The organism is Rathayibacter sp. AY1B7, from assembly GCF_002932735.1.
Lineage (GTDB): Bacteria > Actinomycetota > Actinomycetes > Actinomycetales > Microbacteriaceae > Rathayibacter.
Window position 1 is genome coordinate 22,796 of sequence record NZ_PSWK01000017.1, and the last position, 19,978, is coordinate 42,773.

Genomic DNA, 19,978 nt, shown 5'->3' on the forward strand with positions numbered 1-19,978 from the left:
GGTCAGACGTGCGCGGGGGCGAGCGCGTCGATCGCGGCGCGGTAGGCGTCGATCGAGCGCGGCTCGCCCGGGGCGGTCATGAACGTGTCCCGGATGACGCCGGCCTTGTCGATGAGGAAGGTCGCGCGGGTCGCGTAGCCCTTCGCCTCGGTGAACACGCCGTACTGCTTGGCGACGTCGCCGTGCGGCCAGAAGTCGGAGAGGAGCGTGAAGTCGTAGCCCTGCTTCTCGCCCCAGGCGCGCAGCGTGTGCTTGGAGTCGACCGAGATGCCGATCAGCTCCACGTCGGCGTGCTCGAAGAGGGAGAGGTTCTCGCGCAGCGCGCAGAACTCGCCCGTGCAGGTGCCGGAGAAGGCGAGGGGGAAGAACACCAGGGCGACGTTGCGCCGCCCGTGGAAGTCGCCCAGCTGGATGCGCTCGCCGTACTGGTTCGCGAGTTCGAAGTCGGGAGCCAGGGTCAGCTTCTCGAGAGCCATCGGTCCGATGTCCTTCCGTGCGCACGAGAGTCGCGCGAGCACGAGGGGCAATGCTAGACCCGCTCCGCGCAGACTCCAAGGAACGGCCCGTCTCCCCCGATCACGGGCCGGTCGACGCGTCCCGTCTGGCGCTCTCCTACAGTCGTCGGCGCACATCCCTCGTGGATCACCACAGTGCGATTCCAGGTTCGGGGCACGGGAATCGCTAGGCTGACGGAGGTGCCCGCGCGCGGCTCGTCATCCGAGCCCCGGATCCGCGGATCCGCACCGCTTCATGAGAGTGATGTCTCGGGCACGATCTGCCCCCAGAGAGAGGTCGAGGGTGACTGTTAACGATCAGGACCCGTATTCCGTCGGTCACGTGGACTCGGACCCCGAGGAAACGTCGGAGTGGAACGAGTCGCTCGATGCGCTCGTCGAGGAGCGGGGCCGGGGTCGCGGGCGCGACGTCATGCTCAGCCTCCTCAAGCGCTCCAAGGAGCTCCACCTCGGCGTGCCGATGGTGCCCACCACGGACTACATCAACACCATCGCGCCCGAGAACGAGCCCGACTTCCCGGGCGACGAGGACGTCGAGCGCCGCTACCGCGCGTGGATCCGCTGGAACGCGGCCATCCTCGTGCACCGCGCGCAGCGTCCCGGCATCGGGGTCGGCGGCCACATCTCGACGTACGCGTCGAGCGCCTCGCTGTACGAGGTCGGCTTCAACCACTTCTTCCGCGGTCAGGACCACCCGGGCGGCGGCGACCAGGTCTTCATCCAGGGCCACGCCTCCCCCGGCCCGTACGCGCGCGCCTTCCTCGAGGGACGCCTGAGCGAGCACCAGCTCGACGGATTCCGCCAGGAGAAGTCGCACCGGGGCGGCGGGCTCTCCAGCTACCCGCACCCGCGGCTCATGCCGGAGTTCTGGCAGTTCCCGACCGTCTCGATGGGCCTCGGCCCGATCAACGCGATCTACCAGGCGCAGGCGAACAAGTACCTCACCAACCGCGGCATCAAGGACGCCTCCGACCAGCAGGTCTGGGCGTTCCTCGGCGACGGCGAGATGGACGAGGTCGAGTCGCGCGGTCAGCTCCAGGTCGCCGCGAACGACGGCCTCGACAACCTGAACTTCATCGTCAACTGCAACCTCCAGCGCCTCGACGGACCCGTCCGCGGCAACGGCAAGATCGTGCAGGAGCTCGAGTCGTACTTCCGCGGCGCGGGCTGGAACGTCATCAAGCTCATCTGGGGCCGCGAGTGGGACGACCTGCTCGCCCGCGACACCGAGGGCGCGCTGCTCGACCTGATGAACAAGACGCCCGACGGCGACTTCCAGACCTACAAGACGGAGGACGGCGCCTACGTCCGCGAGAACTTCTTCGGCCGCGACCCGCGCGCCAAGAAGCTCGTCGAGGGCTACTCCGACGAGCAGATCTGGGGCCTGCGCCGCGGCGGCCACGACTACCGCAAGATCTACGCGGCCATGAAGGCCGCGACGGAGCACAAGGGCCAGCCCACCGTCATCCTCGCCCACACCATCAAGGGCTACGGTCTCGGCCGCAGCTTCGAGGGCCGCAACGCGACCCACCAGATGAAGAAGATGACGCTGGACAACCTCAAGTCGTTCCGCGACACCATGCGCATCCCGATCACGGACGCGCAGCTCGAGGAGAACCCCTACCTCCCGCCGTACTACCACCCCGGTCAGAACGACGAGGCGATCGAGTACCTGCAGGAGCGCCGCCGCGCGCTCGGCGGCTACCTCCCCGAGCGCCGCTCGAAGTACACGCAGCTGAACCTCCCCGAGGACTCGGCGTACGCGGTCGGCAAGAAGGGCTCCGGGACGCAGGAGATCGCCACCACCATGGCGTTCGTCCGCATCCTCAAGGACATCCTCCGGTCGAAGGACTTCGGCAACCGCGTCGTCCCGATCATCCCGGACGAGGCGCGCACCTTCGGCATGGACGCGTTCTTCCCGAACGCGAAGATCTACAACCCGCGCGGCCAGCACTACACGTCGGTCGACCGCGAGCTCCTCCTGGCCTACAAGGAGAGCCCGCAGGGTCAGATCCTCCACGTCGGCATCAACGAGGCGGGCGCCCTCGCGGCGTTCACCGCGATCGGCACCTCGTACTCGACGCAGGGCGAGCCGCTCATCCCGGTCTACGTCTTCTACTCGATGTTCGGGTTCCAGCGCACGGGCGACGCGATCTGGGCGGCCGGCGACATGATGTCGCGCGGCTTCATGATCGGCGCCACCGCAGGACGCACCACGCTGACCGGCGAGGGCCTCCAGCACGCGGACGGGCACTCCCCGATCCTCGCGGCGACCAACCCCGCCGTCGTGAGCTACGACCCGGCCTACGGGTACGAGATCGCGCACATCGTGCAGTCCGGTCTCGAGCGCATGTACGGCGGGAAGCACACCGACCCGAACGTCATGTACTACATCACGGTCTACAACGAGCCGATCGTGCAGCCGAAGGAGCCGGAGGACGTCGACGTCGAGGGCATCGTCCGCGGCATCCACCGCATCTCCTGGGGCCAGTGGGACGGGCCGAAGGCCCAGCTCCTCGCCTCGGGCGTCGCGGTGCCGTGGGCGATCGAGGCGCAGAAGCTCCTCGCCGAGGACTGGGGCGTCTCGGCGGACGTCTGGTCGGTCACCTCGTGGAACGAGCTGCGCCGCGACGGCATCAAGGCCGAGCAGCACAACTTCCTCCACCCCGAGGACGCCGAGCAGGTGCCGTACGTGACGCAGAAGCTGGCCGACGCGAAGGGTCCCTTCGTCGCCGTCTCGGACTTCTCGCACCAGGTCCCCGACCAGCTGCGCCAGTTCATCCCGGGCGACTTCGCGACGCTCGGCGCGGACGACTTCGGCTTCTCGGACACCCGTGCGGCGGCGCGGCGCTACTTCCAGATCGACGGCCCCTCGGTCGTCGTGCGGACGCTGCAGCTGCTCGCCAAGCGCGGCGAGGTCGACCCCTCGCTCGCCGTCCAGGCGATCGAGAAGTACCGCCTCCTCGACGTCAACGCCGGCACCACCGGCAACGCGGGCGGCGAGAGCTGACGGACGAGTCCGTGCTCTCGCAGGAACCCGCACCGTCGAGTGCGCGGGGTCCTGCTCCTGCGGCGGAGCGTCCGGCCACCCGGCCGGGCGCTCCCCGCACGAAGGAGCAGACCCTCGCCTGGCTGCGCACCCTCGCCGGTGAGCTCTCGACGCAGACGATCAAGCGCCTCGAGGACACGCTGCCCTGGTACGGCAGCATGCCCCCCGGTCGGCGCTCGGCGGTCGGCCTCGTCGCCCAGGCCGGCATCACCTCGTTCATCTCGTGGTTCGACGACCCGTCGGCCACGCCGTGGATCGCGGCGGACGTGTTCGGAGCCGCTCCCCGCGAGCTGCTGCGCTCCGTCTCGCTGACGCAGACGCTGCAGCTGATCAAGGTGACGGTCGAGGTCGTCGAGGACCGGATCAAGAACGGCGGGGAGGACCTCCGCGAGGCGATCCTCCTCTACTCGCGCGAGATCGCCTTCGCCGCGGCCGACGTCTACGCGCGCGCCGCCGAGGCCCGAGGTCTCTGGGACGCGCGCCTGGAAGCGCTGGTCGTCGACTCGATCCTCACGGGCGAGGCCGACGACGAGCTGCCCAGCCGGATCGCCGCCCTCGGCTGGCACGGCCACGGCGAGGTCGCCGTCCTGGTGGGCACCGCCCCCAAGATGCTCGACGTCGACCAGCTGCGCCGCACGGCCCGGCACATGGACGCCGACGTGCTGATCGGCGTGCAGGGCAGCCGGCTCGTCCTGGTCATCGGCCGCGCCGAGCCGAGCGAGAACGCCACGGAGGAGACCGGTCCGCCGGTCGCGTTCCTCGAGATCGCGGAGGCGCTCGAGCCCGGCTTCGGGACGGGCCACCTCGTCCTCGGCCACGAGGTGCCGACCCTGGTCGAGGCGTCCCGCAGCGCCCGCGCGGCCCTCGCCGGGTTCGCGGTCGCCCGCTCCTGGCGGAACGCGCCGCGACCGGTCAACGCCGACGACCTCCTTCCCGAGCGCGCCCTCGCCGGCGACCCGCTCGCCCGGCAGAGCCTCATCACGCAGATCTACCGGCCCCTGCAGAAGCACTCGACCGAGCTGCTGACCACGCTGTGGGCCTACCTCGACAACGGCCGCTCCCTCGAGGCGACCGCCCGCGAGCTGTTCGTGCACCCGAACACGGTGCGCTACCGCCTCAAGCGGGTCGCCGAGGTGATCGGCTGGGACGCGACGGGCGCCCGCGAGGCGCTCATCCTCCAGTCCGCCCTCATCCTCGGCTCCATGAGCGACCCGGACGGCGCCGTCCGCCGGAAGCCGTCCCGCCGCTGAGGCCGTCTGCTCGCCGAACCCCTCCCGCCCCTGAACACTTGTAGACCCGCGACAAGCTCTTTGTGCTTTGTCAGTGGCTCCACGCGCCGCACGTGCGAGCGCAGATCGGAAGACTGGATACCGTGATCGTCGTCGTCGCCCCGGGTCAGGGCTCCCAGACCCCCGGATTCCTCGCCCCCTGGCTCGAGATCCCCTCCGTGGCCGAGCAGGTCGCCGCGCACTCGGAGGCGGTCGGCATCGACCTCGCCGCGCACGGCACCGTCTCGGACGCGGACACCATCCGCGACACCGCGGTCGCCCAGCCCCTGATCGTCTCCGCGGGACTCGTGAGCCTCGCCGCCCTCCTCGAGGGCGGACGGCGCGAGCGCATCGCGGGCATCGCCGGCCACTCCGTCGGCGAGATCACCGCGGCCGCCGGAGCCGGGGTCCTCACCGAGGCCGACGCGCTGGTGTTCGTCCGCGAGCGCGCCCGTGCCATGGCCGCTGCGGCCGCCGCCGAGCCGACCGCGATGAGCGCGGTCCTCGGCGGCGACGAGCAGGCCCTGATCGCCCGTCTCGACGAGCTCGGCCTCGAGCCGGCCAACTACAACGGCGGCGGTCAGATCGTCGTCGCCGGCGCGGTCGACGCGCTCGAGGCCCTCAAGGCGGAGCCGCTCCGCGGGACCCGCGTGATCCCCCTGCAGGTGGCCGGCGCCTTCCACACCCGCTACATGGCGCCCGCCCGCGACTCCCTCGCCGGCGTCGCCGCCGGGCTGACCCCCACCGACCCGACGCTCCGTCTCTGGACGAACCGCGACGGGTCGGTCGTCGACTCCGGTGCCGCGTTCCTCGAGCTGCTCGTCGGCCAGGTCGCCTCCCCCGTCCGCTGGGACCTCTGCATGGCGGCCTTCGCCGACGCGGGCGTCACCGGGATCATCGAGCTGGCACCCGCCGGCGCGCTGGTCGGCCTCGCCAAGCGCGGCCTCAAGGGCGTGCCGAGCATCGCCATCACGACCCCCGACGACGTGGACGCCGCCCGCGCCTTCCTCGACGAGCACGCCGCCTAGCAGGAGAGACCCCATGACGACCCCTTCCCTCACCCAGTCCAGCGGCAGCGCGTACACCCGGATCCTCGGCATCGGCGCGGCCCGCGGCGACCTCGTCGTCCCGAACGACGACCTGATCGAGCCGATCAACTCCTCCGACGAGTGGATCCGCCAGCGCACCGGCATCATCGAGCGCCGCCGGGCCTCCGCCGACATCCACGCGGTCGACCTCGCGACCACCGCCTCCCTCGAGGCGATCGAGAAGGCGGGCATCCGCCCGGACCAGATCGGCGTCGTGCTCGTCTCCACGATCAGCAACACCGTGCAGACCCCGTCGCTGGCCGCGCTCCTCGCGGACCGCATCGGCGCGAACCCCGCCCCGGCGTACGACATCTCGGCCGCCTGCGCCGGCTACACCTACGGCATCGCCCAGGCCGACTCCTTCATCCGCTCCGGCCTGGCCGAGTACGTGCTCGTCGTCGGAGCCGAGAAGCTGTCCGAGCTGGTCAAGTCGACCGACCGCAGCATCTCCTTCCTCCTCGGCGACGGCGCGGGCGCCGCGGTCGTCGGCCCCAGCGACACCGCCGGCATCTCGAAGACCGTGTGGGGATCCGACGGCTCCAAATGGGACACCGTCGGCATGGACAACCCGCTCGCGGCCTACCGCGACGGCACCGCCGAATGGCCCACCCTCCGCCAGGACGGCCCGTCGGTCTTCCGCTGGGCGGTCTGGGAGATGGCTAAGGTCGCCAAGCAGGCGCTCGCGGAGGCGGGCGTCCAGCCCGAGGACCTCGCCGCGTTCATCCCCCACCAGGCGAACATGCGCATCATCGACGAGCTCGCGAAGCAGCTGAAGCTGCCCGAGACCGTCGCTATCGGCCGCGACATCGAGACCACCGGCAACACCTCCGCCGCGTCGATCCCGCTCGCCACCCACCGCCTGCTCGAGGAGCACCCGGAGCTGCACGGCGGACTCGCGCTGCAGATCGGCTTCGGCGCCGGACTGGTGTTCGGCGCGCAGGTCGTGGTGCTCCCGTGACCGGCGCGACCCCACCCCTAAACTGACCTACGGTCACTGACGAACACCCGAAGAACCCCCAAGGAGAGAACCATGGCACTGTCCAACGAAGAAGTCCTCGCCGGCCTGGCCGAGCTTGTCAACGACGAGACGGGCATCGCCACCGACTCCGTCGAGATGGACAAGTCGTTCACCGACGACCTCGACATCGACTCCATCTCGATGATGACCATCGTCGTCAACGCCGAGGAGAAGTTCGACGTGAAGATCCCCGACGACGAGGTCAAGAACCTCAAGACGGTCGGCGACGCGGTCCGCTTCATCGTCAAGGCGTCCGAGTAGTCGTCGCCCGCGCACCCCGTCCTCGTGGCGGACACCCCGGCCGGCGATCGTCGGCCGGGGTGAGCCCGGCACCCACCCACACGGAACAGAGAAGCTCGTCATGACCAAGAAGATCGTCGTCACCGGAATCGGTGCCAGCACTCCCCTCGGCGGGACCGCCCGGGAGTCCTGGAACGCACTCCTCGCCGGCGAATCAGGCGTCCGCTCCCTCGAGCAGGACTGGGTCGCCCAGTACGACATCCCGGTCACCTTCGCCGCCCAGGCCAAGGTCCGCCCGGAGGAGGTGCTCTCCCGCCCCGAGGCGAAGCGCCTCGACCCCTCCAGCCAGTTCGCGCTCATCTCGGCCCGCGAGGCCTGGGCCGACTCCGGCATCACCGACGTCGACCCGCTCCGCGTGGGCGTCGACTACTCGACCGGCATCGGCGGCCTCTGGACCCTCGTCGACGCGTGGGACACCCTCCGCGAGCGCGGTCCCCGCCGGGTCCTCCCGATGACCATCCCGATGCTCATGCCCAACGCGGCCGCCGCCGCCATCAGCATGGCCATCCCCTCCCGCGCCTACGCCCGCACCGACGTGTCGGCCTGCGCCTCCAGCACCGAGGCCCTCGCGAACGCCTACGAGCACATGCAGCTCGGCCTCGCCGACGTGGTCGTCGCCGGCGGCACGGAGTCGGTCGTCCACCCGCTCCCGATCGCCGCCTTCGCGTCGATGCAGGCCCTCTCGCGCCGCAACGACGACCCGGCGACCGCCTCACGCCCCTACGACGTCTCCCGCGACGGCTTCGTCCTCGGAGAGGGCGCCGCGACGCTCATCCTCGAGACCGAGGAGCACGCCCTCGCCCGCGGAGCCCGCATCTACGCGGAGCTCGCCGGCGGCGCCGTCACCAGCGACTCGTACCACATCACGGCGCCGGACCCCGAGGGCTCCGCCGCCGCCCGTGCCATGATCGGCGCCCTCGAGCAGGCCGGAGCCGCGCTCACCGACGTCACCCACGTCAACGCCCACGCGACGAGCACCCCGGTCGGCGACATCGCCGAGTACCGCGCCCTGCTGCGCGTCTTCGGCGACCACCTCCCGAACATCGCCGTCTCCGCGACCAAGGCGTCCACCGGCCACCTCCTCGGCGGCACCGGCGCGCTCGAGGCCATCTTCACCGTGCTCGCCCTCCACGAGCGCACCGCACCCCCCACCATCAACCTCTTCGAGCAGGACCCCCAGATCCCCCTCGACGTCGTCACCAGCCCCCGCGCCCTCGGCGACGGACCGCTGGTCGCCATCTCGAACTCGTTCGGGTTCGGGGGGCACAATGCTGTTGCCGCTTTCCGGACGGTGTAGCGGGGCGTAGCCCCGCTCCACCGTGCGGAAAGCGGGCTGCGCCGCTCCTTGCGCGGCGCAGGCGCGTCCGCTGGGGAGGGGGGCGGGGTTTCCGAGGGCCGGTGCGGTGCGGCGACGGTGATCCGCTGGAACGCGGATCCCCGGATACGCCTCGTGCCGCGAGGGATCTGCGCCGCCGTCTGGTGCGGGCTGGTGAGCACGCCGTGCTGGTGGGGAGCGCGGGCTTCGCCGCGACTCGGGTCGGACGCTCGGATCAACGAAGCTGTCCGGGTGGGAGCGCGGGCTTCGCCGCGACTCGGGTCGGATGCTCGGATCAGGGCGGCTGCGCTCGTGGGGAGCGTGCGACTCGCCATTACTCGGGCCGTCGGTGTCGTGCGCGACAGAGGTGCGGGCGGCTCCACGAGCTTTCCGACGCCCTCCGCCGGAACGCGGTGCTCCGCCGACCGTCTGGTCGACGTGCCAGCGAGCGGCAACCGTGAGGCGACGACGCGACTTCGAGGCGGACCTCTGCCGGAACGGGGGGTCCGCTGGCCGCCTGGTTCAGGGAGGCGGGAGCGAACGATTGCCGCGAGGCGTATCCGCCGATCCGCGTGCCAGCGGATCGGCGTCGCCGGACGCCGGCCGCTCCACGGAACCCGACCACCCGACCGAGCCGACTGCGCGACGCCGCGCGAGGAGCGGCGTCGAATGAACTCAACCGACCCCGTGCATCCAGACGACGGGCGCGAAGTCGCCGCCGTAGCGGAAGGGCTCGAGCTCGTCCTCCCAGGCCTGGCCGAGGGCGAGGCGCAGCTCGCGGTGCAGCTCGATGGGGTCGGCGCCGGCGAGCTCCATGGCGGAGCGGATGCGGTCCTCGGGCACGACGGTGTTGCCCGCGCTGTCGGTCTGGGCGTAGAAGATGCCGAGCTCGGGCGTGTGCATCCAGCGGCCGCCGTCGACGCCGGGAGAGGGCTCCTCGGTGACCTCGTAGCGGACGTCGGCCCAGCCGCGGAGAGCGGACGCGATGACGGCACCGGTTCCGACCGGGCCCTCCCAGGCGAACTCGGAGCGCAGTGTGCTGCGGAGCACGGGCTGCTCGATCCAGGCGAAGTTCACGGCACGACCAAGGGCGCGACCTGTCCCCCACTCGAGGTGGGGGCAGAGCGCGCGGGGGGCGGAGTGCACGAAGAGCACACCCCGAGTCTGCTGCGCCACCATGGTGTCCTCCGTTCGTCCCGGTGCGTCTTCCCCAACGACCCGGACCACGGAACACTCTGCGGTGCGCCTTCTTCGATTATGACGGTGGACGTGCCACCACGCCCGATCATGCAGGAGCGGCGGACCTCCGTCAAGGCGGCTCGCCGCGCCTGCTCGACCGGCCGTGGGCGGCTCCTGCCTATACTCGGGTCGTCCGCGCCGCCGGACGCCGCACACCGCCAGACGCCCGCCGGGAGGAGCACCGTGTCCGTCCGCGACGGCCTGCTCGCCCTGCTCACGCTCGGCCCCGCCTACGGCCTCCAGCTGCACGCCGAGCTCCTCGACCGTGCCGCGCACCGGCCCCGGGTCAACGTCGGCCAGATCTACTCGACGCTCGAGCGCTTGCGCGAGCGGGGCCTCGTCGTCTCGGCCGGGTCCACCGACGACGGCCTCCCCCTGCACGCGCTCACCCGCGAGGGCCGCGCGGAGGCGGCCGCCTGGCTGACGGGTGACGGAGCGTCCCCGGAGGAGGACTGGGACGACGTCCTCGACCGCGTGCTGCTGGCGTCGAGCCTGTCCGGCGCCGACCTCGCTGCCGTCCTCGACGCGTACGAGAGCTCGCTGCCCGCCACCGCCGACGAGCAGGCGGAGGAGGAGGACGCGCACCCGCAGCGCCGCCTCGCCGCGATCGCCGCCCGCGTGCGGGAGGAGGCCCTGCGGCGCCTCCTCGAGGCGGCCCGCGACGAGCTCACGGGCGACGGGCCGGGACGGGGCGTCCGCGGATACGCTCTCGAGCGTCCCCGTCGGGGCCGTCGAGCCTCGAGCTAGGACGAGACAGGCGCGGGTGCCGTCGCCTAGGGTGGTTCGCATGTCCCGCACCCCCCTCGGTCTCCGCGTCCCCTCCCGGGCGCGCCGGCGCCTCGTCGCCGCCGGAGCGGGCACGGTCCTCGTCCTGTGCGCCGCCCTCGCCGCTCCGCTCTCCGCGTCCGCCGCCTACGACCCGTCCGACTACCCCTCGTGGTCCGATGTGGAGGCCGCGAAGTCGAGCGAGAGCGCCACCGCCGCCGAGGTCGACCGCATCACCGCCTTCCTCGCCGACCTGCGCGACCAGGCCGCCGCCCTCACCGACGCCGCCATCAGCCGGGCCGCCGAGGCGGACGCCGCGCAGAGCGCTCTCGACGAGGCGACTCAGCGCGTGAGCGCCCTGGAGGAGCGCGCCTCCGCCGCCCGCTCGGACGCCGACGCCGCGAAGGAGCAGGCCGGCCGTCTCGCCGCGCAGCTCTACCGCAACGGCGGGACCGATGCGACGCTCAACCTCCTCATCGGCGGCGACGAGTCGAGCGAGCTGCTCTACCGCCTCGGCACCATGACGCAGCTCACCCAGCAGACCAGCCGGCTCCAGACCGCGGCGCAGTCGACCGAGAACCAGGCCGTCTCCCTCGCCGCGCAGGCCGAGCAGGCCCGGGGGGAGCGCGTCTCCCTCGCCACCGCCGCGGCCGACGCGCTCTCGGCCGCCCGCTCCGCGCAGGCCGAGGCCGACGCCAAGGTCGCCGACCAGGAGAAGTACAGCCAGGAGCTCTACACCCAGCTCGCCTCGCTCAAGAACACCACCGCCGAGATCGAGCGGGAGTACGCCGACGGCCAGGACGCGAAGTCGGCCTTCGAGGAGCAGCAGCGCCTCTCCCGCCTCGCCGCCGAGGCCGAGGCCGCCCGCCAGCGCGCCGCGTCGGCTCCCGCCGCGGCCGCTGCTCCGGCAGCGCCCTCCAACAGCGGAGGTGGAGGAGGCGGCCCGGTCGAGCTCGGCGACGACGACCCGACCGGCGCGCGCAACAGCTCCGCCAAGACCATCGCCGCCCTCGGCACCTACGCCGGACGCACGGACGGCCTCTCCCCCGCGCAGGCCCAGGCCTACGCCCGCACCGCTGTCGGCCGCTTCGGCTGGGGCGCCGACCAGGTCGACCGGTGCCTCATCCCGCTGTGGAACGGCGAGTCGGGGTGGCGCTGGAACGCGCTGAACCGCTCCTCCGGCGCCTACGGCATCCCGCAGGCCCTCCCGGCGAGCAAGATGGCCAACTCGGGAGCCGACTACCAGACGAACGCGGCGACGCAGGTCGACTGGGGTCTCTCGTACATCAAGAGCGCCTACGGCTCGCCCTGCAACGCATGGTCGAGCTGGAACAACCGCTCGCCGCACTGGTACTGATCCCGCGTCTCACTTCGCCTGGTCGTAGGAGTCGACGACGGCTACGGTGACCGGGAAGTCGACCTCGCCCTCTCCGAAGAGCGAGCGTCCGGCGCGCACCGCCGCCTCGCGGACGATCGCGGCGACCCGCTCGCCGACGTCGGCGGGAGCGTGCACGATCACCTCGTCGTGCAGGAAGTAGACGAGGTGCGCCCGGCCGACCGCGCCGCCCTCGGCGCGCAGTCGCGCCCGCAGCTCGCCCATCCAGCAGAGCGCCCACTCGGCCGCGGTGCCCTGCACCACGAAGTTGCGGGTGAAGCGTCCCCACTCGCGCGCTCGCGCCGCATCCGCCGAGAGCCCCTCGGGTCCGGGAGGCGAGCTGCGCCCGAGCCACGTCGAGACGCTCTCGCCGCGCTCCCCCGCCCGAGCCGCCGCCTCGACGTGCGCGACCGAGCGCGGGTAGGCACGGGCGAGCCTCGGGAGCAGCCGCCCGGCCTCCCCGCTCGTCGCCCCGTACATCGCCCCCAGCATCGCGACCTTCGCCCTCGGCCGGTCGGGGACCACTCCGGCGTCGACGATGCCCTGGTAGAGGTCGCGGCCCCGCCCGGCGGCGGCCATGGCCGAGTCGCCCGAGAGCGCGGCGAGGATGCGCGGCTCGAGCTGCGCGGCATCCGCGACCACGAGGCTCCAGCCCGGATCCGCGGTGACCGCGGCGCGGATCTGCCGCGGCAGCTGCAGCGCCCCTCCGCCCGAGGTCGCCCAGCGGCCGGTGACGACGCCGCCCACCACGTACTCCGGCCGGAACCGGCCGTCGCGCACCCACGCGTCGAGCCAGGCCCAGCCGTTGGCGGTGAGCAGCCGGGAGAGCTTCTTGTACTCCAGGAGGGGCGGCACCGCGGGGTGCTCGAGGGACTGCAGCTCCCAGGAGCGCGTCGACTCGACCGGCAGCCCCGCGCGCCGCAGCGCCTTGAGGAGCTCGGCCGGCGAGTCGGGATTGAGCTCGGGCGCGCCGAGCTCGTCGCGCAGACGGACGGCCAGCGCCTCCAGCAGGGCCGGGCGGCCGCCGAAGAGCGGGCGGGGGCCGAGCATCCCGGTGAGCACCCGGTCGTGCACATCGGCGCGCCACGGCAGCCCCGCGTGGGCGATCTCGCGAGCGATCAGGGCGCCGACGGACTCGGCGGCGAGCAGCAGGCGGAGCCGGCCGGCCTCGGCGGCGCCGGAGAGCGCCTCCTCCTGCCGGGCCAGCTCGAGGACGGGGTCGAGCTCGTCGGAGCCGCCCGCCGCCTCCTCGAACCCGATCAGCGTGTCCTGCGCGGCGGGGGCCGCGGCTCCCGCGTCCCACGGGTCGAGGGGCGAGCGCGCGAGAGCCGATGCGGCGGCGGAGACCGAGCGGCGGAGGATCGCGCGGGCCAGCCGGAGGTCGTGGCACCGGGAGACGACCACGCCGGCCGACAGCAGTGCGGGGTACCAGCGCGCGGTGTCGTCCCAGACCCAGCGCGGGCGCTCCGGCTCCCGCTTCCGGACGAACGCCGCCAGCTCGACCGGGCCCCTGCCGCTCCCGGCCTCGGCGCCGCCGACGGGGTCGACCGCCCGCCACGCCCCCGTGGGGCCGCCGACGAGTGCGAGGAGCATCGGGCCATTCTCCCCCGTGGCGGACACGGAGGCCGCCGTCGCGGGGACGGCCGGGCCTCCTCTCGCTGAAGGAGTCACGGCGACGGCCGCGAGGGCGGGTAGCCGGGGAAGGGCTTCTCCTGCGCCGTCGGCGGCTGATGGGCCCACAGGGCGGCCGCGATGGTGTCCATCGAGCGGGAGTAGCCCACGAGCGTCCGCCTCTCCGGCTCCGCCGCCCAGGTCACCGCGCGGAACCAGGTCTCGCGGTACGGGCCGGTCTCGATGCGGCGCACCAGGCCGATCCGGCCGGTGCGCAGGGCGTCGACCATCACCCACTCGTCCTGCCCGCTGCTGCGCAGCATCTGGAGCGGACTCCACTCGATCATCGCGCCTCCCACCGGTCGATCCGCGGCCGTGGCGAGCACGAGCGCCGCGGCGTACACTCGCAGACTATCGAACACATGTTCGAACGGCCAACCGGGTCCGGCGAGTGAACGGGAGCACGACGATGGCGGTGATCGACGAGACGGCGCTGGTCTCGACCGACGGCGAGGGAGTGCCGATCGCGCTCGAGTGGCGGGGCGGGAGCTACCGGGTGACCGACCGGCCGACGGTGTGGACCTGCACGAGCGAGTGGTGGGCGCCCCTCGAGGGGTTCCCGCCGACGTTCGGGCGCAAACCGGTGAGCATCGGCGGCTGGCGCTTCCAGGCGACGGACCTCGCGACCGGCGGAGCGTTCGTGCTCGACGTGGTCGCGTCGACGGAGCCGCAGTGGAGCGTGGTGCGGATCTACGAGTAGTGCCGGCGCGAGGCCGGCCGGGCGGCTACTTGTCGGCCGACCAGGGCGCCCGCGTCATGGCGATGAGAGCCGCGACTCCGGAGACGAGGCCGACACCGGCGATGGCGGACACGACGAGCCAGAGAACGAGTTCCATGCCACCAGTCTACCGAGCCCTGGAGCGGATCCTCTCCTCCCCGCTTCCATCCCCCGGCTATGGAATAGCCTGGGCAGAGTGACCGACGCCCCCACCCGCGCGAGTGTCGGACTGCGCTCGGAGCGCGGCCCGATCCTGCTGTCCCTGATGATCTCGACCGCTCTGGTCGCCCTCGACGCCACGATCCTCTCGACGGCCGTGCCGTCCATCGTCGCCGACCTGGGGGGCTTCGAGCAGTTCCCCTGGCTGTTCTCGATCTACCTGCTGGCCCAGGCCGTCTCGGTCCCCCTCTACGGCAAGCTCGCCGACGTGATCGGGCGCAAGCCCATCATGCTGATCGGCATCGCCCTGTTCCTGGTCGGCTCGCTCCTGTGCGGCCTCGCCTGGAGCATGCCCGCGCTGATCGCGTTCCGAGCCCTGCAGGGCCTGGGGGCCGGAGCGATCCAGCCGATGGGCATCACCATCGCCGGCGACATCTACACGGTCGCCGAGCGTGCGAAGACCCAGGGCTACCTCGCGAGCGTCTGGGGCATCTCCTCGGTCGTCGGGCCGACCCTCGGTGGCGTGCTCTCGGACCTGGGCGCCTGGCGCGGCATCTTCCTCGTCAACATCCCCCTGTGCCTCCTGGCGGCGTTCCTCCTGATCCGCAGCTTCCGCGAGACCACGCGGGGCGATAAGCAGCGGATCGACGTGGCGGGCGCCTCCGTGCTCGCCGTGGGCACCGCGCTGCTCATCCTCGGGCTGCTCGAGGGCGGCAGCGCCTGGCCGTGGCTCTCCCCCGCCGGAGTCGGCGTGTTCGTCGTCTCGGCCCTCGCGTTCGCCGGCTTCGTCGCGATCGAGCGGCGCGCGGCCGCCCCGGTGCTCCCCCTCTGGGTCCTCACGCGGCGCGTGCTGATCTCGACCAGCCTGGTCTCGGTGACCGTCGGCGCGATCACGCTCGGCGTCACCTCGTACTTCCCGACCTTCGCGCAGGGCGTGCTCGGCAGCTCCGCCCTCGGCGCGGGCTTCGCCGTAGCGGCGATGACGCTCGGCTGGCCGGTCGCGGCGAGCCTGTCGGGCCCGCTCTACCTGCGCATCGGCTTCCGCAACACGGGCTTCCTCGGAGCGGGGCTCGTCGTGATCGGCACGGCGCTGACCGTCCTGCTCGGCGCCTCCTCGACGCTGTGGGAGATCGCCGGCTTCTGCGTGCTGATCGGCGCCGGCATGGGGCTCGTGGCGACTCCGACGCTGATCCGGGCGCAGTCGAGCGTCGACTGGAACGAGCGCGGAGTGGTCTCCTCGACCAACTTCTTCGCCCGGAACATCGGCAGCGCCGTCGCCGTGGCCGTGTTCGGCGCGATCGTGAACGCGAAGGCGGGCGGCGGCGTCCCCGCACCGGCGGACCTCGCCGAGGGCACCCGCTTCGTCTGCATCGCGCTCACGGTCCTCGCCGTGGGCATGCTCGCCGCGGTCTGGGCGATGCCGAAGGAGGGGCGCACCGCGCCCGGAGAGGATCGGGCGGCGGAGGCCGAGCCCGACGCGGCCCGGCCGGACGCGGCCCAGCCCTAGCCGTCAGGCGGCGCCGTCGGCTCTCGTCGTCAGCCGGAGCGGCGCGCCGCGGCCGTCGCTCGCAGGCGGTCGCGGTGGGTGCGGCGCACCCGGTGCGTCCAGCGCTGCAGGGACGACCCCATCCCGGGGTGCCGCGCCAGCGTGTGCAGAGCGCGGTCGAACCGGCGGAGCATGTCAGCGAAGGCGCCGAAGGGGCGGGCCGAGATGCCGACCTCGAGGTGGCGGTCGAGCACGATCCGGTGCCGGAGTCCCAGGTGCACGCTGATCTCGACGTCGTCGTGCACGTAGGCGTCGTGCCGGTGCATCTCCTCCGCGATCTCCTCCCACGCCGACCGGCGGACGGCGCAGTTGGAGCCGAAGAGCGGCCAGTTGGCCAGCGCCGACCCCATCAGCACGAAGTAGGCGTCCATGTAGGCGACCCGCGCGATCACCCGGGCGATCGGGCCGAGCTCGTCGAAGCGTCCGGGACCGGTCACCGCTCCGACCTCGGGATCGGCGAAGTGACCGGCCAGGCGGGCCAGCCAGTCGGGTCCCGGGCGGGAGTCGGCGTCGAGCCGTGCGAGGACGTCGCCGTGCGCCTCGTCGAAGCCGTGCGCCGTGCTCGCCGGGATCCCGGCTCCGTCGTGCCGCACCACCCGCGCGCCCGCCGCTCGCGCGACGGCGGCGCTGTCGTCGGTGCTCCCGTCGTCGACGACGACGATCTCGAACGGAGCGAGCGTCTGCTCGCGGAGGAGCTCGAGCAGCTGCTCGAGGTGGCGGGCGTCGTCCTTCACGGGGACGACGACCGAGATGCGCCGGTGATCCATTCGCCCAGTCAACGCGATCGGGGCGCTCAGCGGGGACACCGCCACGCGTCTCGCGCGAGCCCGGACCTGTCAACCGGCTCCCGAGCGCGTCGGATCCCCTGATGGGATCGACCCGTGTCCGCCGGATCGGCGGCCCGATCGAGACAGGAGACGACATGACCCAGGGACCTCGAGACTTCCGGCCCACCCGTGCACTGGTGACCGCCTCGGACTCCGGCATCGGCCGGGCGATCGCGGTGGCACTGGCCGAGGCGGGCATGGACGTCGGCATCACCTGGCACAGCGACGAGGAGGGCGCGCAGGGCACGGCGGAGGAGGTGCGCTCCCTCGGGCGGCGCGCCGAGATCGCGCGCCTCGACACGACGGATCTGGAGGGCGCGGGCGACGTGATCGACGACCTCGCGGATCGACTGGGCGGGCTCGACGTCGCCGTCAGCAATGCGGGCGGAGGCGGAGGCGAGCCCTTCCTCGAGCAGAGCCTCGACAGCTGGCGCTCGACCGTCGCCCTGAACCTCGACGGAGCGTTCGTCTGCCTCCAGCGCGCCGCGCGGCGCATGGCGGCCCAGGGCACGGGCGGCAGGATCATCGCGGTCACCAGCGTCCACGAACACCAGCCGCGGGTCGGCTCCGTCGCCTACACCGCCGCCAAGCACGGGCTGGGCGGCCTGCTGAAGGTCGCCGCACTCGAGCTCGGCTCCCTCGGCATCACCGTCAACGCCGTCGCCCCCGGAGAGATCGCCACGCCGATGAACGACGCCGAGGACGTGGACCCCGTCACGATCGACCGCCCCGGCATCCCCCTCGGCCGCCCCGGCGACGCCCGCGAGATCGCGGCGGTGGTCGCCTTCCTGGCCTCTCCCGCCGCCTCCTACATCACCGGATCCTCGTACGTCGTGGACGGCGGGATGCTGCAGATGGGGCCGCAGGCCGGCTCCCACCTCCGGCAGGACGACTGGCGCGAGGCCTGAGCCGCCGACCACGGCGCCCGCCCGCCGGGTACTCTCGAAGAGGTGCTCCGGCGGGCGGGGCGCCTGCTCCGGGATGTAGGTGACGCACGTGTGGTTCCGGCGTCGACGCAGGTTCAAGATGGAGCCGTACGACCCCGATGAGAACCCGTCGCGCGAGCCCGCCTCCGTCGAGGAGGCCGCCGAGGAGGGCCTGATGCTCGCGCAGTACGCGAGCCGGATGGCCGTGAAGAACCGTGTGCTGATGGACGGCCTCGGTGCTGACGTCCCCTTCGACTCGGGCCGCTACTCCGTCGTCGCCGCGGAGGAGCTCGAGAAGCTGGCGCGCGAGTCCGAGGCAGCCGCCGAGCGCCTGCGCGGCATCGCCGCCGACGTGACCTCGGTGGGCGGCCGCTCCGACCACGTGCACGACTACCGCTCGGCCGACGTCGACAACCTCGACCACCGCGAGCGGCTCTCGCTCCTGGTTGCCGACTCCCTCCACAGGCGGGCGCAGGACGAGGAGTACCTCGCGACGCTCGTCGACGACGCCCGTCAGGACGCGTGGCGCGAGCTCGCGCAGTCGATCGAGGAGACCCTCGACCGCACCTCGCGGATCGACCCGGACGACGAGGAGTACCGCCGCGACCGCTCGGTGCGGATGGCGCTCGTGGTCGTCGACGACCTGGTCAAGCTGGCGGAGGAGCGCGGCGTCAGCCTCGAGGACTGACGGGCTCGTCGTGGGACGCCGGGACGGGGCTCAGGCCCAGCCGGCGCGGAACGACTCGGTCGCCTCGGCGGAGCGCTCCCGGACCGACTCCAGCAGCTCCTCCATGGTGGAGCTGCGGAGGAACGCGAGGCGGTCGAGCTCGGTGACCGGTGCGACGCCGGCGAGCTGCCAGGCGTGCGCGGCCGGATCCTCGGCGAGCTCGACGACCGCGCCGTAGCGCTGCTCGACGAACTCGCTCGCGACCGCCAGTGCCGTGCGGACCGCCGACTCCGCCGCAGCCAGCGCGGGGGCGTGCTTCTCGTCCCACTCCAGATCGGGCAGCAGGCGGACCTCGGCGCGCGGGTACGGGTCGTCCTCGTACCAGCGGACGACCTCGAAGCGCTCCTCGCCCACGGAGTCGAGCGTGACGAACGACTCCGCCCCGTCGATGTTCAGGATGCGCGCGCGGGCGCCGACCGCGAACCGCTGGTCGCCGCCGCCCACCTCCTGGCCGCGCTCGATGAGCACGACGCCGAACGCGAGGGTCTCGTCCTCGAGGACGTCGCCGAGCATCCGCAGGTACCGCGGCTCGAACAGCCGGAGCGGGAGCGGCATGTGCGGCAGGAGCACGGAGCCGAGCGGGAACATCGGAAGATCAGGCACAGGATCAGGCAATCACGTCGAGCGGGGAGCGGCCAGTACGGGCGCGGCGCGTCGGGACGTGCTAGCGCATCGCGCCACCGTGTCGTCCGCTCGCGGATGCTCGCCACGCCCCGGACGATCTCCGACGGCCCGGACCCACCCGCGAGGCGCCCACTCAGACTGGGAGCATGGATCTCGCTGACCTCCGCGCCGTCGTCCGCGCGGACCTGGCCGCCAAGGGCCACGCCTCCGACCGGCTCACCGTCCTCGTCCTCCGACTCGGGCAGTACTCGAGCTCTCGGAGGACCCGGCTCCCCCTCCACCTCGTCTACCGCCTCGTCGATCTCGTCTGGACCCGCATGATCGTCGGAGCCGAGCTGCCGCCGACCGCTCAGGTCGGGCCCGGCCTGCGGCTCCCCCACTGGGGCCGCGGCGTGATCCTGCACCCGCGCACGGTCATCGGGAGCAACGCGTTCATCTACCACGGCGTCACCATCGGCGAGTCGAAGGGTCGGACGCCCGTCATCGGCGACGACGTCTACATCGGCGCCCGCGCGACGATCGTCGGGGACGTGACCGTCGGCGACCGTGTGCGGATCGGAGCCGGCGCCGTCGTCGTCCGCGACGTCGCCTCCGACTCGTCCGCGGTCGGCGTGCCGGCGAGGACCGCGTCGGCGCCGTCCTGAGGCACGGCCCGTCGGCCTGACGGGGCCGGACCGTCCGCTCCGACGAGAACGACATCAGGTGGAGGCCCGACCCGGCGCTGGAGAGGAGGAACGACCGCGGGTGGAGCGGAGTAGGGCGTACGGGACTTGAACCCGTGACCGACGGATTATGAGTCCGCTGCTCTGACCGGCTGAGCTAACGCCCCGCGGCGGCCGTCCGAGCGG

The 19,978-nt window shown here is 72.6% G+C and carries 19 protein-coding genes and 1 tRNA gene; 13 read left to right on the top strand and 7 right to left on the bottom strand.

What is annotated here, in order from left to right; genetic code table 11:
* Nucleotides 1-2: 2 nt before the first annotated feature.
* Nucleotides 3-476, bottom strand: coding sequence for a peroxiredoxin (locus tag C5C95_RS10595; RefSeq protein ID WP_104238203.1), 474 nt, complete (start codon nucleotides 474-476; stop codon nucleotides 3-5).
* A 322-nt stretch (nucleotides 477-798) separates the two neighbouring features.
* Between C5C95_RS10595 and aceE the strand changes: the two genes are divergently transcribed.
* From aceE to C5C95_RS10625, 6 genes are all read left to right on the top strand, one after another.
* Nucleotides 799-3,525, top strand: coding sequence for a pyruvate dehydrogenase (acetyl-transferring), homodimeric type (aceE, locus tag C5C95_RS10600; protein WP_104247522.1), 2,727 nt, complete (start codon nucleotides 799-801; stop codon nucleotides 3,523-3,525).
* A gap of 122 nt (nucleotides 3,526-3,647) precedes the next feature.
* Nucleotides 3,648-4,814, top strand: a complete 1,167-nt coding sequence (locus tag C5C95_RS10605; RefSeq protein WP_181027189.1) for a CdaR family transcriptional regulator — start codon at nucleotides 3,648-3,650, stop codon at nucleotides 4,812-4,814.
* Nucleotides 4,815-4,936: 122 nt separating this feature from the next.
* A complete protein-coding gene (locus C5C95_RS10610; RefSeq protein WP_104308355.1) occupies nucleotides 4,937-5,860 on the top strand; it encodes an ACP S-malonyltransferase in 924 nt (307 codons plus the stop codon).
* Nucleotides 5,861-5,873: 13 nt separating this feature from the next.
* Entirely contained in the window at nucleotides 5,874-6,878 is a 1,005-nt protein-coding gene (locus C5C95_RS10615) for a beta-ketoacyl-ACP synthase III (protein WP_104223464.1), read from the top strand.
* A gap of 72 nt (nucleotides 6,879-6,950) precedes the next feature.
* Entirely contained in the window at nucleotides 6,951-7,199 is a 249-nt protein-coding gene (locus tag C5C95_RS10620; protein ID WP_104223463.1) for an acyl carrier protein, read from the top strand.
* Nucleotides 7,200-7,299: 100 nt separating this feature from the next.
* Nucleotides 7,300-8,535, top strand: coding sequence for a beta-ketoacyl synthase (locus C5C95_RS10625; protein ID WP_104226673.1), 1,236 nt, complete (start codon nucleotides 7,300-7,302; stop codon nucleotides 8,533-8,535).
* 693 nt (nucleotides 8,536-9,228) lie between these two features.
* On the opposite strand, the gene C5C95_RS10630 is transcribed toward C5C95_RS10625, so the two are convergent.
* Nucleotides 9,229-9,732 (bottom strand): DUF3145 domain-containing protein, encoded by a 504-nt coding sequence (locus C5C95_RS10630; RefSeq protein WP_104324410.1) that lies wholly within the window; start codon nucleotides 9,730-9,732, stop codon nucleotides 9,229-9,231.
* A 243-nt stretch (nucleotides 9,733-9,975) separates the two neighbouring features.
* Between C5C95_RS10630 and C5C95_RS10635 the strand changes: the two genes are divergently transcribed.
* Together C5C95_RS10635 and C5C95_RS10640 are read left to right on the top strand one after the other, a co-directional pair.
* Nucleotides 9,976-10,539, top strand: coding sequence for a PadR family transcriptional regulator (locus tag C5C95_RS10635; RefSeq protein ID WP_181125653.1), 564 nt, complete (start codon nucleotides 9,976-9,978; stop codon nucleotides 10,537-10,539).
* Nucleotides 10,540-10,579: 40 nt separating this feature from the next.
* Complete coding sequence (locus C5C95_RS10640; RefSeq protein ID WP_104267569.1) at nucleotides 10,580-11,914, top strand: hypothetical protein; 1,335 nt, start codon at nucleotides 10,580-10,582, stop codon at nucleotides 11,912-11,914.
* 9 nt (nucleotides 11,915-11,923) lie between these two features.
* On the opposite strand, the gene C5C95_RS10645 is transcribed toward C5C95_RS10640, so the two are convergent.
* Together C5C95_RS10645 and C5C95_RS10650 are read right to left on the bottom strand one after the other, a co-directional pair.
* A complete protein-coding gene (locus C5C95_RS10645) occupies nucleotides 11,924-13,525 on the bottom strand; it encodes a bifunctional 3'-5' exonuclease/DNA polymerase (protein ID WP_104324412.1) in 1,602 nt (533 codons plus the stop codon).
* Between the two features lie 74 nt (nucleotides 13,526-13,599).
* Entirely contained in the window at nucleotides 13,600-13,890 is a 291-nt protein-coding gene (locus tag C5C95_RS10650) for a hypothetical protein (protein WP_146076962.1), read from the bottom strand.
* Between the two features lie 104 nt (nucleotides 13,891-13,994).
* Between C5C95_RS10650 and C5C95_RS10655 the strand changes: the two genes are divergently transcribed.
* Together C5C95_RS10655 and C5C95_RS10660 are read left to right on the top strand one after the other, a co-directional pair.
* Entirely contained in the window at nucleotides 13,995-14,303 is a 309-nt protein-coding gene (locus C5C95_RS10655; protein WP_146087074.1) for a hypothetical protein, read from the top strand.
* Nucleotides 14,304-14,586: 283 nt separating this feature from the next.
* Nucleotides 14,587-15,987: an MFS transporter gene (locus C5C95_RS10660; protein WP_104324428.1), complete on the top strand. Its 1,401-nt coding sequence runs from the start codon at nucleotides 14,587-14,589 to the stop codon at nucleotides 15,985-15,987.
* Between the two features lie 29 nt (nucleotides 15,988-16,016).
* On the opposite strand, the gene C5C95_RS10665 is transcribed toward C5C95_RS10660, so the two are convergent.
* The gene (locus tag C5C95_RS10665; protein ID WP_104223456.1) at nucleotides 16,017-16,793 is read right to left on the bottom strand and encodes a glycosyltransferase family 2 protein; all 777 of its coding nucleotides are present in this window, start codon (nucleotides 16,791-16,793) and stop codon (nucleotides 16,017-16,019) included.
* A 155-nt stretch (nucleotides 16,794-16,948) separates the two neighbouring features.
* Between C5C95_RS10665 and C5C95_RS10670 the strand changes: the two genes are divergently transcribed.
* Nucleotides 16,949-17,761 (top strand): SDR family oxidoreductase, encoded by an 813-nt coding sequence (locus C5C95_RS10670; RefSeq protein WP_104269269.1) that lies wholly within the window; start codon nucleotides 16,949-16,951, stop codon nucleotides 17,759-17,761.
* Nucleotides 17,762-17,879: 118 nt separating this feature from the next.
* Nucleotides 17,880-18,467: a hypothetical protein gene (locus C5C95_RS10675; RefSeq protein ID WP_104223455.1), complete on the top strand. Its 588-nt coding sequence runs from the start codon at nucleotides 17,880-17,882 to the stop codon at nucleotides 18,465-18,467.
* Between the two features lie 30 nt (nucleotides 18,468-18,497).
* On the opposite strand, the gene C5C95_RS10680 is transcribed toward C5C95_RS10675, so the two are convergent.
* Nucleotides 18,498-19,109: an LON peptidase substrate-binding domain-containing protein gene (locus tag C5C95_RS10680; RefSeq protein ID WP_244229436.1), complete on the bottom strand. Its 612-nt coding sequence runs from the start codon at nucleotides 19,107-19,109 to the stop codon at nucleotides 18,498-18,500.
* Between the two features lie 167 nt (nucleotides 19,110-19,276).
* On the opposite strand from C5C95_RS10680, the gene C5C95_RS10685 reads away from it, so the two are divergent.
* Nucleotides 19,277-19,774: a serine acetyltransferase gene (locus tag C5C95_RS10685; RefSeq protein ID WP_104324414.1), complete on the top strand. Its 498-nt coding sequence runs from the start codon at nucleotides 19,277-19,279 to the stop codon at nucleotides 19,772-19,774.
* 111 nt (nucleotides 19,775-19,885) lie between these two features.
* Here the strand turns inward: C5C95_RS10685 and C5C95_RS10690 are convergent.
* Nucleotides 19,886-19,959: transfer RNA gene (locus C5C95_RS10690), tRNA-Ile, on the bottom strand.
* Nucleotides 19,960-19,978: the final 19 nt, after the last annotated feature.